Here is a 17780-nt window from a genome sequence, read left to right as displayed (position 1 = left end):
AGAACGATCGATCTGATTCCCTCCCATGATCAGGTCGTTTTTTTTGATTTATCGGTCATCCAACAATGGAATAGGATTGAGAAGTCCCCCCTCCCCTCTGCAGGTGCATATTTGACCATCGTCTGCATACGATTAGGCGAGAAAGCTCTGAATAAGGGAGGATGCTCAAATGTCTGTTTACGATCAGCGGCTGGCCCAAATCGCCATGGCCTATCTGCCACGCGATGCTGAACTTGTGCGAATCGATAAGCCTGTCGAACATCCCGCAGTCATAGCAGCCGACGTCACGGGAGATCACATACCAGAGATTGTCGGTGTGTCCCGATTGAATCATGAGCTTTATTTATTTGTGCTGCTTTACCGCAATGGCGGATATGAGGTCGTTGCCAACGTCTTGGGACAGGGATATGGGGTTACTTCATTGACGGCGGCCCCTGTGTTGAACCCTGGTATGAATCAATTAATCGTAGGTTGGCAGCACGGTTCCATCTGGTCAAAATTGTCGATATACGCCTGGACGCCAGAGGGCCTTCAAGATATCGCACCTGCTGATATATATTACAGTTATATCGATATTGTGGATATGCCGGGTGCTTCAGGCCCGGATGGTCAGGCTGAAATCGCGCTTTGGATTCACGATACAGGCGAAGCTTATCGAGTCGAGGTCGTCAGGTGGAGCCAGGGGTCGTTCGTGACTGCACCGGATGTATACCCCTATTATTTTCCGGTCGTTGTAAGGTACTACGAGAGACTGACGTTAGAACATCCGGATTATTCTTATTATTGGTATTACCTGGCGGATGCACAATATCGGGCCGGGATGCCCGAAGCAGCCCTTGTATCGGTCCGCAAAGCACTAACGTTCGCCGAACCTTACCCGGCGCGTGACACGCTGCTTGAACTTGAGAAGCGGATCAAGGAGATGCTGGCAAGCAGAGGGCAGTCGCAGCAGCTTGTCGGGTTATTTCCGGCATCCGTGAAAACAACGAACGGAACGAAGTGGGGATACATTGATCGCAGCGGAAGCATGGTCATTCAACCGAAGTATGACGATGCACAGGATTTTCAGGACAATGGTCTTGCGATCGTAGGCGTGAACGGTAAGTATGGCCTCATTGACAGGTCTGACCGTTTCGTAGTGAAGCCTATATATCAGTCCATCAGCCCGTTCTCGGAGCATCGAGCGACCGTGATCGATGATCAAGGTTTTAAGATGATTAACGAACAAGGGGAAGTGCTGACACGACGAGGATATCCGTATATAGCAGGGCTAAGAGAAGGAAGGGCGGTTTATAATGTAACTGATAATGGCAGTGGAGATGGTGCGAACAGCCGATACGGCTACCTCGATTCCGCGGGCCAAGAGGTGATCTCAGCGCAATATGAGGAAGCGAATGATTTTGTTGATGGCAAAGCTGTTGTGAAAATAAAAGACAATCTTTACGCGCTCATTGATCTCCATGGCCGCCGATTGGCCAACTATCCGTTCGCCTACGTCGGACCGCCTGGTGAGGGCTTGCTTGCCTTTCAGAAGGATAGCACTGGAAAATACGGTTATATCGATGAACAGGGAAACATCGTCATTCCGCCGACATATACATCGGCATTTCCTTTTCATCATGACAGAGCGATCGTCAACACGGCAGAAGATTACAAGCCGAAGTATGGCGTCATTAATAAGCAGGGCGAGTGGGTAATCCGGCCGGAATATAACGATATCCGGGATTTGAAAGAAGATCGGTTTGCGCTTGGGCGTGCAATTGATCCTGAACAGCCGTATATTGGTTCGATTTATGCCATTGCAGATTGGGCCGGGAAGAGGTTATCTGGTTTTGCATATCGGGAAGTATCTGAATACAAACACGGATTGGCCTCGGTTTATGATGCGAAACAGACGTATTTTATTAATCGAACCGGCAGAGCGGCCCCAGGGTATCCTCGAGTGAATGGCAGCGGTTCGCTCACGCTGGAACCAGGCGGGCTAATTAAGGCCCTGGTCGATCAGCGACTCTCGTACCTGGACCGGTCGGGTTACGTCATATGGAAGCAGAACACGGTGATTCCGCTGCAGCCACCCTATAAGGTAATGGAAGAAAAGTATAAACCTAATCCGGATTACTTAGTCTACTACCCACAGATCGATGGAATGAGGGATCAAGCCGCTCAGCACACGCTGAATACGAAGCTTAAAGAAATGTCACAGGTGAAATTCATTCCTCCGAATCAACAGCTTGATTATACGTATACAGGCGATTTTGACGTCATTTTCTACAAGCAGAAACTGCTTGAATTGGAGTTGAACGGTTATAACTATCCCTCTGGTGCCGCACACGGCATGCCAACGAAAGTATATGCCATTATCAATCTGGAGAACGGCAGGATGTATGAATTGAAGGACTTGTTTAAGCCGGGCAGTGATTATGTGAAGGAACTCAGCCGCATCGTTGGCGAGCAGATTCAAGAGGATCCTCAGTATTCGTACGTATTTCCGGGCAGCTACAAGGGAATTGCAGCAAACCAATCCTTCTATGTAACCGAGGACGCGTTACATCTGGTGTTTGCACCGTATGAGATAGCCCCTTATGCAGTGGGTTTTCCGACGTTCACGATTCCTTTTGCACAGATCAAGGACATCATCGATACCGAGGGTGAGTTCTGGAAGGCGTTTCATTCCTAACCTTCCATCTTCTAGAAATGAAAGCCGTGTCGAATCTTTCCAGATGACCGAACAAGGTTTAGAATAGTTGAAAACTCCCCTTACATAGGCGCTGGAACTAGGAGGTTTGGTTATGGCAGATGGTGTTGCAGGCAAAGAAGATTTTCTTATCACATGCGAGGAGGATTGCGGGAACGCACCGAAGAAGGAGTTGCTGAAGAAACTCCACATCGCTTTGGCTGGCATGGATGCACAATTTATGAATGAGAATTTCACGGATGGGATACAGATGAATTACGTTGGGGAAAGAATCGTTCATGGGAAGGATCAAGTGATTGAATCGTTATGTCAGGTGAAGTATGGCAGGACAGCCGAACTGCATATTCATCATCTGATAACGCATGGCAGCACCGGTGCAGCGGAGGGAATCCTTGTATTCGATGACCGGAAGCGCCTGGCATTTTGTAACGTATACCGGTTCAGCAGCAGCGCCAAAATCGCCAAAATTAAGGAGATCAATTCCTATATAATTCCATTGTCTGAATGATCAAGTCGTAGAAAGGACCTTTCATTGTGGTAACATTTTTTCTTCTTATTATATATTTGGCCTTTATCAGTTTAGGGCTTCCGGATTCCTTGCTCGGGGTCGCCTGGCCGGCCATGCAGCCCGATATCGGTGCTGCCTTCGAATCCGCAGGATGGCTATCCATGGTTATAACCGGGGGAACAATCGTATCCAGCTTGATTAGCGGGAGCGTGATCGAACGTTTCGGGACGGGTATGGTTACGCTTGTCAGCTGTTTGTTGACAGCGAGTGCGCTGCTCGGTTTTGCGTATGCGCCATCGCTGTTCTGGCTTATTCTGCTGGCGATTCCGCTGGGCTTAGGAGCAGGGGCAGTCGATACTGGATTGAACCATTATGTGGCAAACCACTATAAGGCCCACCATATGAGCTGGCTGCACTGCTTCTGGGGCGTTGGCGCAACGTTAGGGCCGATTATCATGTCCTATTCCATGGGTACTTACGATGCATGGAGAGACGGATATTTTACCGTATCCATGCTGCAGTTCGCTCTGGTCTTCATCTTGCTGCTCACGCTCCCACTCTGGAGGATCGTGGCAAGTCAGCATCGGCAGCCCGAAGACATGATTGAAGAACAAACGGGAAATGAATCAACGAACAGCGATGAAGCCATTGTCCAGAAGCACGGAAAGCCTCTTCAAATCAGAGGGGTAAAGATAACCCTGTTGGCGTTTTTGTTCTATTGCGGAGTGGAAGCGACCATCGGATTATGGGGAGCTAGCTTTCTCGTAGGAACCAGAGATCTGCCTCCGGAAACAGCAGCAGTATGGGTGTCCATGTATTATGGAGGCATCACATTCGGTCGATTCATTACAGGATTCGTAACGCTGAGGCTGAATAATCGGACGCTCATCCGCGCAGGGCAAGTGACGGCCATTGCCGGTGCAGTCCTGTTGTTGCTACCGCTGCATTCCTATCTTTCTCTCATCGGACTCATTGTTATCGGACTCGGGCTTGCACCCATATTCCCTTGTTTGCTGCATGAAACACCGGCCCGCTTCGGCAAAGCTCAATCGTCCAGAATCATGGGTTATCAGATCGCTGTTGCCTATACCGGCACCACGATATTACCCCCTCTGTTTGGTATCGTTGCGGCTCAAATATCGATAGGTTTATTACCCGTCGTCATTCTGTTGTTTGCCCTGATCATGCTAGTGAGCTCCGAGAAGGTGAACCGGATCCTTTATCAAAGCAGGAAAAACGAGGCTTGATTAGAACTGGCGAACATCATATTTGAACATAAATGGATCATCGTAATATGCAAAATATCCCTCGAATGACATTTCCACTTTAGTGATAAAATGTACTAAGGTGGTGAATGTGAAAATGCGGATAAACAGGATGATCCTCGTAATGCTGTCCCTTGCACTGATCTTGGTAATGGGATGCCAGCATCAAAAACCTGCCGAACAGGATTTGCTGCGGGTTAAGTCCCACCAAGGGGCCGCGCATAAGAAAGTCATATTTCTGATGGTCGACTCATTAATGGCACAAGCGATCGATAAGGGCATTTCTCAAAAACAGCTGCCCACCTTTCAATATTTGATCGAACATGGACAATACTACAAGGATCTGGTCAGCTCTTTTCCTACGATGTCTGTCACGATTGACAGCACGATGTTGACGGGAAAATATCCGAATGGCCATGGCATACCAGGGCTTCTATGGTATTCGTCCGACGATAAAAAGATGATCAACTACGGAACAGGGCCGATGGAAATCCTCAAACAAGGCATCAATCCGGTTCTGACTGATGCATTAATCCATTTGAACGGGAAACATTTAAATCCAAATTCTCGTACAATCTACGAAGAATTAGCCCGTCTTGGCTTGAAATCAGGATCGATTAATGGCTTGATATATCGGGGACCGACCGAGCATACGCTGACGGTCCCCGATTGGATTCAAGGTCCGACCTCTCTGCCGAAAAAAATAAAAGTCAAAGGCCCCGATTTTTTAACCTTGGGCGCCTTGTCCAATCCCCTAGAAGGTACGGAGGATCTGCCTGATGATCTCACCGATCGGATGGGGCTGAACAATAAGTATGCCATCGAAGCCGTTAACTATCTGATTCAAGCCAACAAGCTGCCGGATTTTTTGTATGTTTATTTACCGGACTTGGACCAGAAGCTTCATAAAAAGGGTCCGTCCGAGCTCGAAGGCGTCAAAAAAGTGGATCAGCAGCTCCAAGCCTTATTAAATGCCTTCGGATCGCCGGAAAAGGCGTTCAACGAAGCGATTTTTGTCATCGCTGGGGACAGCGGAATGACACAGCTTCTTCCGGCGAAGCAACGTTCGGAGATTAATATGCCCGCGATGCTGAAAGGCATCTCTGTTCTAAAGCCGGGCGAAGACGTGAAAGCGGAGACCGAGGTCGCCCTCGCAGTCAATGAGACGATGGCTTATGTATATAATTTCAAGCCCAGTCGTTCCTTGCGAAGTTTGGCGGATATCCTGAGCAAGGATGACCGCATCGATTTTGTTGCTTGGAAAGAAAAAGGATGGATTCATGCCCTTCAAGGCTCCACTTCGAAGGAACTCCGATATAAGGCGAAAGGTAACCTGATCGATCGCTATAAACAAACGTGGACCGTGAAGCAGGATGCCGAGGTACTGGACCTTAAATTGAATGCCGATCATCGAACCTTGGATTACGGACAGTATCCCGATGTGCTGGAGAGGTTGTCCGGTTCGCTAAATTCTCATAAAGGAGAATTTTTGGTCGTGACGGCTAAACCGGGATACGAATTGGCGGACCGGAGCTCTCCGACGCATTCGGGGGGCGGGGGCCACGGCTCGATTCGCCAAAAGGAGTCGCTTGTCCCGCTGATCATTGTTGGAACTAACGAAAAGCCTACGTATTTACGAATGGTTGATCTAAAAGCCTATTTACTTGATCTGTTGACAAATCACGCACAGAAGACAAAATAATTTGCAAGGCAATTTAGTCATGGTTCATGACTATGCCATTGTTGTGAAATTTGCAAGATATTAGGCACTCTTTTTCGATTGTTATGGAAAAAGGTGCCTTTTTCGTAGCGATTTATTTGAACTTTACCGTTATAATATAATGTAACTTAGATTTGATTACAGCGAAGTGTCGAAGATGAATGTACATAAATACACGGTAACGGGGGGAGAACATATTGAATCAAGCAGGGGAAGATAAAGTGTTGCAAGTAACGCCGCGGCAGGCATTAGGACGATTGAAGCCTTACACGGCAGGAAAGCCCATCTGGGAAGTGCAGCAGGAATACGGCTTGGATCGCGTCATCAAATTGGCTTCCAATGAAAATTCACTCGGTCCTTCGCCCAAGGCATTACAAGCCATTCAAGAGCAGCTGCCTGATCTGCACCGTTATCCCGACGAACGTTCTTCGGGACTCACGGAAGCGCTTGGCGAGCACTTGGGGTTGACAGCGAATCAATTCATTGTGACTAACGGCGGTGATGAGCTGATTATGCTGATTTCCCGGGCTTATCTTGAGCCTGGCGACGAGATCGTGGTTCCTGATCCGACATTCAGCGAATATGAGTTTGGCGCTTTTCTTATGTCCGGTACGGTCATCAAGGTACCGCTGCGTGAACCATATGCCTTCTCTGCGGAGGATATATTGTCCGTGATTACGGAACGAACCAAAATTGTGTATCTATGTACTCCCAATAATCCAACAGGTACCTACATTCCCGAGCTTGAAATGAAAAAGCTTCTGGACCGTCTTCCAACTCGCGTGCTGGTTGTAATCGATACGGCATATCGTCATTACGCGACAGCCTCTGACTACTCGGACGGGATCGATTTCATCAAGAAGGGATATCCGGTCATCACCCTGAACACTTTCTCCAAAATCTACGGACTTGCGGGTATTCGCGTTGGCTATGGCGCTGCTTCGGAAGACATCATCCGCACACTGCTTCAGGTTAAGGAGCCCTTTAATGTCAATGCGCTGGCACAAGCGGCGGCATCGGCCGCGCTTGGAGATGAGGAGCACGTCCAGGCATCGTGCCGGATGAATGAACAAGGCAGACAGCAAATCTATGAGGGACTGAGTCGGTTAGCGATTCCTTACCAAGAGAGTATGAGCAATTTCATTCTGGCGGAGCTTGGAGAACATGCGGAGATCCTATATCATAAGCTGCTGGAGCGGGGGATTATCGTCAGGTCCGCCAAAGGTTGGGGACTCCCAGGGCATATCCGGATTTCGGTAGGGACGCCGGAAGAAAATCAAGCGCTACTTGATGCTTTGGGCGAAATCTTAGGGCATACCAAGTAACCTATGGTAAGTACAAAGCGTTAATAAGGGATGCTGGTATCCGGTAAAAGCCCGCAGCAAGAGCAGGTATGCGAAAATACATAAGGACCGCAGGCGCGGTCCTTTTTTTTGATGGATTTTAACTATTGGATATCATTTCCATCGCGGCCTTTGATTTATGCATAAAATCATAAGTTGATGTCACAATTGGATCGGCTTGTTTGTCTACATTATGAAATAGACGAAAAAGGAGAGATATCAGATGGAGAACATGCTCATTATTAACGCACATCCGAAGGTGGAGTCAGCGACATCGGTCAGCTTGCGGGTGCTTCATCATTTTTTGGAGGCGTACACGAAATGGAATCCAGCAGGAGCTATAGAACAAATCGATTTATACCGTGATTCTATCCCTGCCATCGATCATATGGTTCTAGAGCTATGGAGCAAACAGGGAAGAGGGGAGCCGCTTAACGAAGAGGAGCAACGGATAACGGACCGCATGTCCGCCATTCTGAAGCAGTTTAAGGCGGCACGGAAGTATGTCATCGTCATGCCGATGCACAATTTCAACGTTCCTTCCAAGCTTAAAGATTATATCGACAATATCCTCATTGCACGTGAGACATTTCAATATACGAAGAACGGTTCGGAAGGTTTGCTAACCGATGGCCGCAGTCTGCTGGTCATTCAGGCAAGTGACGCCATTTACACGAATCAGGACTGGTATGCGGAGGTGGAATATTCCCATAAATACCTTAAGTCCATGTTTAACTTTATGGGGGTAATGGATTATCAGATCATCCGCGCACAGGGAAATGCAATCCTGGATCGAAATCAAATCCTCGCACAGGCCTTTCAGGAAGCCGAAGAAGCTGCGAAACGTCTGGCGAGCACGGAGACAACAATAAACATTAAATAGGAATGGATGCATGGAGAAGAGAATAGAACGGTGACTTAAGCATTAAAAGGCTGCCTGATGGCAGCCTTCACTGTTTGGATGGAAGTTTGAAGGGATTTTGAAGTTGTCATACGTACCCTTGATTCCTCAAATAAGCATGCAGCAAGGAGATCCCACCGCGGATTTCAGCAGGCTCCAGGTGACCGTAACCGAACAATAGCTTATTTGCATGGATCCCTTTTTGAATACAATGGTAGTCCAGCGGCGTGATGCGTATCCGATCCTGCCGGGCTTTCTGCCTGAAAGCCTCGTCAAAGATCGCCCCGGGAAATTCAACAGCCAGATGCAGTCCGGCTGCATCTCCCCAAGAACGCCAAGTATCTCCGAAAAAAGCATGTAGCGAAGATAACAGGACCTGTCTCCGTTCGCCGTAGATCTTGCGCATTTTCCCGATATGCCTGTCAAATTTCCGGGTGTGTAACAACTCGGCTAAGGCAGCTTGCTCAAAAGGGGGATTCTGCACATCGGTATGGGTACGCAGATGCCCCCAGCGCTGTTGAAGCTTACGGGGCACAATCGCGTACCCGATCCGAAGGGCTGGGAACAGAACTTTGCTGAAGGTGCCAACATAAATGATCCTCTCGGAATCCATGGCATATAAAGGTGCGACCGAATCCCCGCTATACCTGTACTCGCTATCATAATCGTCCTCGATGATATAGCTGCCGTTTTTTCTGGCGTAACGGATGAGCGTAGCGCGCCGGTCGGCTGGCAGAATGCCTCCAAGCGGAAATTGGTGAGAGGGTGTCACGTACACGGGACATCCAGGCTTGTCGTTCAAGTGCTCGGTCTGAATCCCGTGCTCATCCACGGGGACATGATGAATTCGATACCCTTTGTTTATAAACGTCTGCAGCATCTCGATGTTGCACGGATCTTCAAACCATATTTCCTGATTTTCCTCATAGAGCAAGTCCGCAAGGATATTCAGTGCATGTGTCGCACCTGCCGTTATGAATATATCTTGAGCATCAACCATGAGGCCTTTGCTGCGATAAAGCCACATTGAAATTTCGTCACGAAGTGAGGGCAGGCCCTGAGGACCTGTATAACCTAGCAGAGTGGGGCTCATATCGCTGAGCGTTTTCATTGAAATTTGCTGCCATACGTAACGCGGAAATAGCCGGAGTTCAGGCTGTCCTGTCCGGAAATCCACTGCAAAATCAGGAGGGGCTATTTTTCGCGGCGGCGGATCTACCTCAGCCAGGTTATCCAGTACAATGCCTTTCGCAACCCGTGTCGGAGCCCCTTGTCGGCTAACGATGTAGCCTTCGACGTTCAACATGTCAAACGCTTCATTGACCGTGTTACGAGATACCTTGAGTTCTAACGCCAATTGACGGGATGAGGGCATGGCTTCTCCTGGCTGCAAGCTTCCTTGAACAATCCGTTCCCTTAGAGCTAAATAAATTTGCCGTTTAAGCGATACTTCGCTGTTTCGGTGCAGCATGATTCCCCACATGAGGCTCGTCCTCCAACTGGTCTGTATCATTTCATGTTTAACTGGATCTGTAACCATACCAGTCTATCTCCTATGATTGTAGCATAGATTCTGTCGCTATCGATCTGCGATATCTGGAGGATGTGATCTTATTGGAACGATGGAAAGGGATGCTTTATTTATGCGGGGCGTTCACGCTTGCAGGGACTTCGGTCATCACGGCATGGTTTTTGAACGGAAAATTAGGGACGTTTACGATCACGGCAGCCAGCTTGTTATTGGCTTTGCTATGTATGCTTCCTCTATGTAGGAAGGAGCTGGCGAGGACGGTTCGACAATTAACATTTCGGGAGTGGAGGCTTCTGTTCTTTCAGGCGTTACTTGGGATGTTTCTGTTTCGGACGCTGTTGCTGCATGGCCTTCTTCATACCAGCACGGCAGAAGCAGGAATTCTAACAGGCGCAACACCGGCCTTTACTGTCATGCTGGCATTTGGGTTCCTGAAAGAATCGATGAACGGCATGAAGCTGGCAGGCATTCTTAGCACAGTGGCAGGCATTATGATCATACAAGGAATACTCACGCCGGGCCATGCATTCGAGGTACAACATCTGTACGGTAACCTGCTTGTGCTCTGTGCAGCATGGAGTGAATCCGGCTTTAACCTGCTGTCCCGCATCGGTTCGATGCAGCAAACGGCTTCACAAAACAAAGCCATTCATCCTATGGTACAGACGACGCTGGTCTCGGTGATCGCCTTGATGTTATGCCTGATACCCGCATGTTTCGAGAAACCGCTGGCTTCACTGGCAGCAATAGGATTGCAGGAATGGCTTGCGCTTGTTTGGTACGGACCGATCGTAACGGCCTTGGCCTTCATGCTGTGGTATGCCGGTATCAAGCGCTGCCATGTATCCACAGCTGCCGCTTTTTCTGGTATGATGCCTTTCACGGCTTTGTTATTATCGGTCCTCGTATTAAAAGAATCCGCAGTATGGGAGCAATGGTGCGGCGGCATCCTAGTTATTCTAGGCATGTTTCTCATCGGCTGGCATCAGGCAGCCATTAACCCGCTCCCCCAACAGCCCCCGCCGGAACATGGAATCAATTAAAGAATGAGTTAGAAACAAAAAAGAAGCAGCATCCAAGCTGGCCTCTTTTGTTGTATAGAAAAAGGGTTATCGTCTGAGCAGATTAAGATGCCAACTGTCTGAGCGGCTAAGCGATCGCTTGTTGCGGGCTGTATTCACGGCGCTAACGAGTAAGAATATCAAGGCAGAAGAACTTACATTCTATTCATGAGGGGGTCGTATGGTAATAGACAGATCGAAAACGAAAATTTTGAAGCGATAGAATTTTAATATATGAATAGAACAGAACAGCAAAAACACCCTGAGCTTCATCAGATCAGAGTGTTTTTTTGCTTGATTATACTATTCTCCTTCAGGTCTCTTGATTTGAAGCGGCGGCGGAATGAGCCAGCCTTTTTCCTTGTTCATCTGAAGGATACGTACACCTAGCGCAGTCATGGTGAGATGATATTTAGCGAATAACGCTCCAATATCTTCTCGGATGGATTGTCCCATGATTTGACTGCATGCTACCAGTCCGAGCGATGTATCAGCAGCGATTTTGACCGCAATTTCCGGATCTGTGAACCTTGCACCCGCCGGAATATCCTCCAGTTTGACGGAAGGTCTTTCGGGAAGTGCCGGTGCAGGGGTGATTCCGTTGTCGGTAAGCAATTCATCACATTCTTTAATCTCAAGCTTAGCTTGATCCAACAGATCATGGAGGATTTTTTTGAGGTCTTTATCGCCTGCATGATTCAAATAAGCCTCGTAGCAGGACACCATGCCTTTTGCCAACGTGGATGCTGTCCATACGCTAAATATTTCTCCATAATGCATGGGTTCGTTTTTAGGATTGCCGCTTAAAATTCCCAATCTTATTCGCTCCTTTAATATTTATTCAAACAGAGTTATTATGGACAGGAGATTGTTATTTAATTCTTTCGAAGTAAGCAGAATACATTCATTCAATTATGCAGGTTGGTTATTGAACAAAAAGAGGCAGTCATCGGGCTGCTTCTTTTTGTTATTCATTTGTTTTTCAGTTGAATTTAGAGAGAAGTATAGATTAAGATAGAACACAATCCGATAGATCGGGATATCTCTTAAGATCATATAGTGCGACAAGGACGGGGGAGGTTGGCTTATGAAGAAAGTGCTTTTGCTGTTGGCGGATGGATTTGAAGCTGTGGAAGCGAGTGTATTTACCGATGTACTGGGGTGGAACAAGCTGGAGGGTGACGGGACCACTCAGGTTGTGACTGCGGGACTGCATGACAGGTTGAAATGCACATGGAACTTTACCGTCATTCCTGAGGTCACGCTGGACTCGGTTAAGGTGGAGGATTACGATGCTCTGGCGATTCCTGGCGGGTTCGAGGAAGCGGGCTTTTATAACGATGCATATGACTCCAGGTTCTCCAGGATCATTCAGGAATTTCATGCGCAAGGCAAGTGGATTGCTACAATTTGCGTTGCAGCCCTTACGCTTGGCAAAGCCGGCTTGCTGGAGGGACGTAAAGCCACGACTTATGATCACCCAACCAGCATTAGAAAATCGCAGCTGCGGGAATTCGGTGCCCATGTCGTGGAAGAACAGATCGTTGTTGATGGGAACTTGATCACTTCATGTAACCCGGCAACGGCTTTTGATGTGGCTTTCACTTTGCTGGAAAAGCTGACATCCTGGGAAAATACCCTGCATGTGAAAGAGCTTATGGGATTTACAAGCAAATCATGATTGAAGACTAAATGGATTTTAAGCAGTAAGCCTGTTCGAAAGAAGACAGAGCTTATTGCTTTTTTTTGTGATTACGACGTACCGCGGTTTATATAAAAAATAATTATAATCATACAGCCTATATGTAAGAGTTTGTCGAGGATGATACCCTTAAGTGCAAGGAGGGATTTGGGTTGAGATTATTTCCTGTCACTTACTCGCTTCTATCTAAACAAGCGGTAGGGTTACATATCCAACATCATTATGAGGTCGGTTCCGTTGTGAAAATTCAGTATTTTCTGCGGGGCATGAACGATACATACGAAGTAGAAACGGATGTTGATAAGTATATCTTCCGGATCTACAGGGCTGATCGAAGAAGCCGGTCTGACATCGAGTTTGAATTGGAATTGCTGCGCTTTCTCGGTGCGAACGGGATCAGCGTGTCAGAGCCGATTCCGGGAAAATACGGTGCTTACCTTAGAGGGTTTAGCGTCGTGGAGGGAACCAGGTACGGGGTCCTATTTCAATATGCGGAAGGGCACGAGAGACCGATTCACACCACAGCGGACAGTTATCGATTCGGTGAATCCATTGGCCATATGCATAAGGCGGCAGCGCATTTTGAAAGTCGTCATGCAAGGGAACAGTTGGATATGGAGTTTCTTATAGATAGGCCTTTATCCTTCATCAGACCCTATATGGAGCATCGGTTGACGGATTACAACTACCTAGGTGAACTGGCAGTGCAACTAAAGAAACGAATCTCGGAATTCAAGGTTAAAGGTTTAGATTGGGGCGTATGCCACGGAGATCTTCATGGAAATACGAATGCCGCATTTGCAGAGGACGGAAAGCTGACCCATTATGATTTTGATTTATGCGGTTACGGCTGGAGAGCTTACGATATTGCCGAGTTTAGGCTGGCCAGAGAAATACATAGCGGGCATGACCCGGAGGAAGTGGAAGAATTGTGGAATGCCTTTCTGAGAGGATATGGCAGTGTCAGATCTCTCAGCGAAAATGATCTTGCTGCTGTTCCTGTTTTTGTTGCCATTCGTCAGCTATGGCTCTTTGGTCTATGTTTTCGAGATTCGGAGTTTGTAGGGATTGCCGACTTTGATGAAGGTTTTATAGATAGCAAAATGCAGTATTTCAAGAGTTTGGGTTATTGACTAGGACGGAGGAGAACCTATGAAAGTTACCGTGGAGTTAACCGATACGTCCACCAAATTTATCATTAATAATATCTATCCGCTGTATTTGCATGATTTATCAGGGATATGGGGATGGAAGCCGAATCGTTATGGCGTCTATGAGGATGATGACACAAGAACCTTGAATGACCAGATCCAAGTATTTGATATATGGTGGGAGAAACCCTCGATTTTGTTTCCTTACCTGATTCGTGTGGATGGCATCCCGGCAGGATTTGCTCTGGTAGCAACCCCGCCATACACGTTTGGCAGTGAATTTTACATGAATGAGTTTTTTGTTATGAAACCCTTCCGTGGAATACATGTTGCGGAGAATGCTGCATCGCAAGTGTTCGATGAGCATGCCGGCAGCTGGGAAGTCCAGACGAATGCCACGGATCGCAATAAGCGAGCGCAGGCATTCTGGAGAAAGACGCTGAACAACTATGCTTCGAACTCAGGCGTGCAAGAATTTATTGATAGGAGAAACGACCATGAGAAGCTGATCTTTCAGTTTGAATCATCGCGACCAGGTCCTCCGATCCTATGATCGAGAACCTGGGTTTTAACATGGGAAATGATGTTTAAGCTGCTTGGATGATAGACTCAATCTTATTGTGTTTATCCTTTACGGTGCGAATGAATTAAAGTATTCTGGCCCGCAGCAAGGAGCCATGTGTCTTGGTCCTTGACCATCACATAGATTGCCAGGCTTCCTTGTCCGTCTTCGATGAGTTCCCCTTTCGATGTAGCCGGATACTGTCGTATATGCGCTATGGCCACATCCTGGCGTAAGAATACAAGCTTCTCAACGAAATACTTTGCGTATGATTGAAGAAGCGGCCCTGTTAAAACAACTTTATGTGCGTTATTTATTTGCTCCCAGCCTGAGAGCATCTCCCCCATAACATTGACCCAAGTGGAGTCTTGGGTAAAGTGACGATCCAAGGCATCGGCGTCATGTTGATTAAATGCAGATTCCATATCGGAAATCGTTTGTCTAATGATGCGACCTTCCTGCTCTTCTAGTACCTTGTGATTCTCCTGGTTGTTGGACATTGTGTATAGCCTCCTTTTATTTGTACTGCATTATGGACTAAGACCTCTTCATCCTTATTCATTGATTTCTGTGATCTCATCTTAGAGGATAAGATATATAATTAAAAATATATTTTATGGCAAGAGTATATGCCCTCAGGTATATAAGCAAGATGTGGGATAATCAAGACGTTCGGAGATCTCGCTACTGATAACAGAAAAGGATCAACATTACATCAAAACAATACATACTTAAGGCAGGTTTTTTTTATTTATGTTACAGGTGTCCCTTTTTTGGCAGAAGAGGTGTTATACAAACGTAAATAAGATTTATGCGGAGGTGCGTCTTCGAATTGGATTCGATAGAGGAGTGCGTGAGGCGCGTTAAGGCCGGTGAGGTGGATTGTTTCGAGCCTATCGTTGAAACGTACAAAAAACAGATCTACATATATTGCTGCCGGATGCTCGGCTGCAAGCAGGACGCACAGGATGCCGTCCAGGATATCTTCATTAAAGCGTTCACCAAGCTTCATACCTATGAAGCGAAGGTTTCGTTCTCATCATGGTTATATAAGATATCCTATCATCATTGTCTCAATCTGCTTCGCAAGAGACAAGTTCGAATGCGAGTGAGCCGACTCATCAGATCGACAGGGTATGCTGATAGCGTGGAACAGACGCTGGAGCGCCGGTGGTTCAGCGAACCGCTGGAATATGCCATGACCAAGCTCTCGGTGGAGGAGCGGAATCTGCTCGTGCTCCGGGTTTTCGAAGATAAACCATTCATGGAGATTGCGCAGATTCTGGATAAGAATCTCAGTGCAGTGAAGAAAAAGTATGCTCGAATGAAACAGAAAGTCATCAAGCTGATCCAGGAGAAGGAGGGGACGGAGTTATGCGAGATTCGGGACAGCCGGAGCAAGATCGAATTCTGAGAAGTATGGAATTGCACTCCGTGGAAGAAGAGGTGGACGTGACCCCCGCCATCATGCACAAGGTGCGTCAAATTCACCGGAAGAAACACGGGAGAAATGACGGCAATCGGAAGAAAACCTTCATTACTGCGATGCTTACTGCGATTTTGATTCTTTCATCGCTGACTGTTTACGCAAGTAATTACTTGATTCAGATCAAGAACAAGGAAGGCGAAGTCATTCTGTCTACCATAAAGCCATGGAAATATTCCGAATCGGAATATAACGCCAAACGGAGAAAAGAGACGGAAGAAGAGCTGAGCAAGAGGTTAAAGCCGGGTGAACAGGCGGTATATTATATCAAGGACCAGCATATGACACCACTGGTCAAAGAGCAGCCTTTGAATTATTTTTATAGGTTGACTAAGCATTCGAATTATCAGGAACTCGCAAAAGAAATCGAGGAGAAGGGGGCTCCAGTGCTTCAGAAACCTGATTATGTACCGGAAGGGTATCAATTTGATTTTGGACAGATTCAAATTAGGAACACGCCCGTATGGAATACGCCGGAATATCAAATTCTTGAGGATGAACTCAAAGCGCAGGCTGAGAAGTCGGATGAAGAACAGGGGCTGTTCTATAAAATTGTTCCATGGTTCGAGATTGCCTCTACAGGAATGGAATATCGTAAAGGCGAAAACCGGATCAAGATGGTAGCTTTTGCACGGGAGAAGGGTTCCAAGGCCGGGGTACCCACAAACCAAGCCATAAAAATAAAGGTGAAAGGGAAAGAAATGATTTTTTCAGCCAGTCCATCAAGCCCTTCGCGCAGCTTGACTTGGCTAAGCGACAGTGAAGAGGTTCTGTATATAATTACGGATGATCCAAAGGATCCGCTGTCCAAGGATGAGTTTGCGAAGATTGCAGCCGGTCTTGTTTCGGAATAAACGGTTTTTCATTATTTTTTACAGAATGTCCCTTTTGTTGTCAGCAAGGTGTTATACGAGATGTATTTCAACACTATTTCAAGAGGCCTTACCGCCGAAAGGAGCACACAGTTTATCATGATGAAAAACAAAATGAAAGTCGCATTATTTCTCGCAGCAACGATGATGGTCGGATCTGCGAATGTTTATGCAGCAAGCAATGCAAGTACGACTGTTCCACAGATGACGGCAGCGGTTTCTGCTGCCAAACCGGAGAAGACATCCGTTTCGTTTGATGATCGTATCAAGGAGTTGAGTGACAAACTTACGGCAGGACAGATGGTTGCCTATTATGTTGCGGACCAGGAATATAACCGGTTAGATGAAATCTACTTTACATCTAAAGGCTTTGGCTTCACCAAGTATTCGGACTATGTGGCGAAGGCGAAGGTTATGAACGCTCCAGCGCTAACGAAGCCTGCTGGCTTGCCGAAGAGTTGTTCTTTTCAAAACGCGATTATATTCTTAAAGAGTCCTGAAAGAACGTCGAGCTTGTACGAGGAGATTGATCAGGAATTAAGGGCGAAGGCCGCAAACGGCGAGAAATTCGTTTACTCCGACATCATGAAGGCGAATGAAGCGTCCACGGTGATCCTTAATTTTGATAAGGGAAAAGTAAAGCTTCAAGTCGTCGCGAGTTATATTGTTCCTGAACTGCCAATAGGCGGAACGCCTGTGCCATATGAGAAACCGAACGAGAAAAAGGAAACCATCGTCATTAACGGAGTGGAATGTGTCTACACAGCCGACTCCAAGGGTAGGGATCACCTGGATTGGGTGGATGAAGAGCAGCAGATTCGGTACAGCATTTGGGCGGAGAGTGCCAAATCGGACGTACTAAACTATGCCAAAAAAATGATTGCGAAATAAAGCTTCGCCTTAAAATCCGGATTCATATTGACCCAATTCCTGTCTGTTTTTATTTTTCCTCTAGAGTCTACGCCCTTTGACATCACGAGCAT

General features: G+C 47.1%; 16 protein-coding genes. 13 read left to right on the top strand and 3 right to left on the bottom strand.

Annotation, left to right across the window (positions count from 1 at the left end; translation table 11 throughout):
- The first annotated feature begins 169 nt into the window (after window positions 1-169).
- The 6 genes from ABEW73_RS20060 to ABEW73_RS20035 all read left to right on the top strand — a co-directional run bounded on the left by ABEW73_RS20060 (window position 170) and on the right by ABEW73_RS20035 (window position 8414).
- Complete coding sequence (locus ABEW73_RS20060) at window positions 170-2677, top strand: WG repeat-containing protein (RefSeq protein WP_430172335.1); 2508 nt, start codon at window positions 170-172, stop codon at window positions 2675-2677.
- Between the two features lie 112 nt (window positions 2678-2789).
- Entirely contained in the window at window positions 2790-3203 is a 414-nt protein-coding gene (locus ABEW73_RS20055) for a hypothetical protein (protein WP_430172334.1), read from the top strand.
- Window positions 3204-3226: 23 nt separating this feature from the next.
- Complete coding sequence (locus ABEW73_RS20050) at window positions 3227-4450, top strand: MFS transporter (RefSeq protein ID WP_430172381.1); 1224 nt, start codon at window positions 3227-3229, stop codon at window positions 4448-4450.
- A gap of 115 nt (window positions 4451-4565) precedes the next feature.
- Entirely contained in the window at window positions 4566-6170 is a 1605-nt protein-coding gene (locus ABEW73_RS20045; protein WP_430172379.1) for an alkaline phosphatase family protein, read from the top strand.
- Window positions 6171-6385: 215 nt separating this feature from the next.
- Entirely contained in the window at window positions 6386-7513 is a 1128-nt protein-coding gene (gene hisC, locus ABEW73_RS20040) for a histidinol-phosphate transaminase (protein WP_430172332.1), read from the top strand.
- 241 nt (window positions 7514-7754) lie between these two features.
- On the top strand, window positions 7755-8414 hold the full coding sequence (locus ABEW73_RS20035; RefSeq protein WP_430172331.1) for an FMN-dependent NADH-azoreductase: 660 nt from the start codon (window positions 7755-7757) through the stop codon (window positions 8412-8414).
- Window positions 8415-8520: 106 nt separating this feature from the next.
- Here ABEW73_RS20035 and ABEW73_RS20030 read toward each other — a convergent pair whose 3' ends face one another.
- Window positions 8521-9915, bottom strand: a complete 1395-nt coding sequence (locus tag ABEW73_RS20030; protein ID WP_430172329.1) for a PLP-dependent aminotransferase family protein — start codon at window positions 9913-9915, stop codon at window positions 8521-8523.
- Window positions 9916-10037: 122 nt separating this feature from the next.
- Here ABEW73_RS20030 and ABEW73_RS20025 point away from each other — a divergent pair, with 122 nt between their 5' ends.
- Window positions 10038-11006, top strand: coding sequence for a DMT family transporter (locus ABEW73_RS20025; RefSeq protein ID WP_430172327.1), 969 nt, complete (start codon window positions 10038-10040; stop codon window positions 11004-11006).
- Window positions 11007-11327: 321 nt separating this feature from the next.
- Here ABEW73_RS20025 and ABEW73_RS20020 read toward each other — a convergent pair whose 3' ends face one another.
- A complete protein-coding gene (locus ABEW73_RS20020; protein ID WP_430172325.1) occupies window positions 11328-11840 on the bottom strand; it encodes a DUF3231 family protein in 513 nt (170 codons plus the stop codon).
- Window positions 11841-12111: 271 nt separating this feature from the next.
- On the opposite strand from ABEW73_RS20020, the gene ABEW73_RS20015 reads away from it, so the two are divergent.
- From ABEW73_RS20015 to ABEW73_RS20005, 3 genes are all read left to right on the top strand, one after another.
- Window positions 12112-12705 carry a DJ-1/PfpI family protein gene (locus tag ABEW73_RS20015; RefSeq protein WP_430172323.1) on the top strand — a complete coding sequence of 198 codons (594 nt, stop codon included), beginning with the start codon at window positions 12112-12114 and terminating at the stop codon, window positions 12703-12705.
- Window positions 12706-12878: 173 nt separating this feature from the next.
- Window positions 12879-13859, top strand: a complete 981-nt coding sequence (locus ABEW73_RS20010; protein WP_430172321.1) for a homoserine kinase — start codon at window positions 12879-12881, stop codon at window positions 13857-13859.
- A 19-nt stretch (window positions 13860-13878) separates the two neighbouring features.
- Window positions 13879-14430 (top strand): GNAT family N-acetyltransferase, encoded by a 552-nt coding sequence (locus ABEW73_RS20005; RefSeq protein ID WP_430172319.1) that lies wholly within the window; start codon window positions 13879-13881, stop codon window positions 14428-14430.
- A gap of 71 nt (window positions 14431-14501) precedes the next feature.
- Here the strand turns inward: ABEW73_RS20005 and ABEW73_RS20000 are convergent, their stop codons facing one another.
- On the bottom strand, window positions 14502-14939 hold the full coding sequence (locus ABEW73_RS20000) for an SgcJ/EcaC family oxidoreductase (RefSeq protein WP_430172317.1): 438 nt from the start codon (window positions 14937-14939) through the stop codon (window positions 14502-14504).
- 353 nt (window positions 14940-15292) lie between these two features.
- Here ABEW73_RS20000 and ABEW73_RS19995 point away from each other — a divergent pair, with 353 nt between their 5' ends.
- From ABEW73_RS19995 to ABEW73_RS19985, 3 genes are all read left to right on the top strand, one after another.
- Entirely contained in the window at window positions 15293-15853 is a 561-nt protein-coding gene (locus ABEW73_RS19995; protein WP_430172316.1) for an RNA polymerase sigma factor, read from the top strand.
- Window positions 15814-16779 carry a hypothetical protein gene (locus ABEW73_RS19990; RefSeq protein WP_430172314.1) on the top strand — a complete coding sequence of 322 codons (966 nt, stop codon included), beginning with the start codon at window positions 15814-15816 and terminating at the stop codon, window positions 16777-16779. Before ABEW73_RS19995 ends, ABEW73_RS19990 begins: the two co-directional genes overlap by 40 nt.
- Before the next feature lie 117 nt (window positions 16780-16896).
- Window positions 16897-17688, top strand: a complete 792-nt coding sequence (locus tag ABEW73_RS19985) for a hypothetical protein (protein WP_430172312.1) — start codon at window positions 16897-16899, stop codon at window positions 17686-17688.
- Window positions 17689-17780 lie beyond the last annotated feature (92 nt).

Source organism: Paenibacillus lautus (genome assembly GCF_050482385.1).
Taxonomy (GTDB): domain Bacteria; phylum Bacillota; class Bacilli; order Paenibacillales; family Paenibacillaceae; genus Paenibacillus_AQ; species Paenibacillus_AQ lautus_B.
The sequence above is the reverse complement of the archived record's forward strand: the minus strand, read 5'-3'. Positions and strand labels throughout refer to the sequence as shown.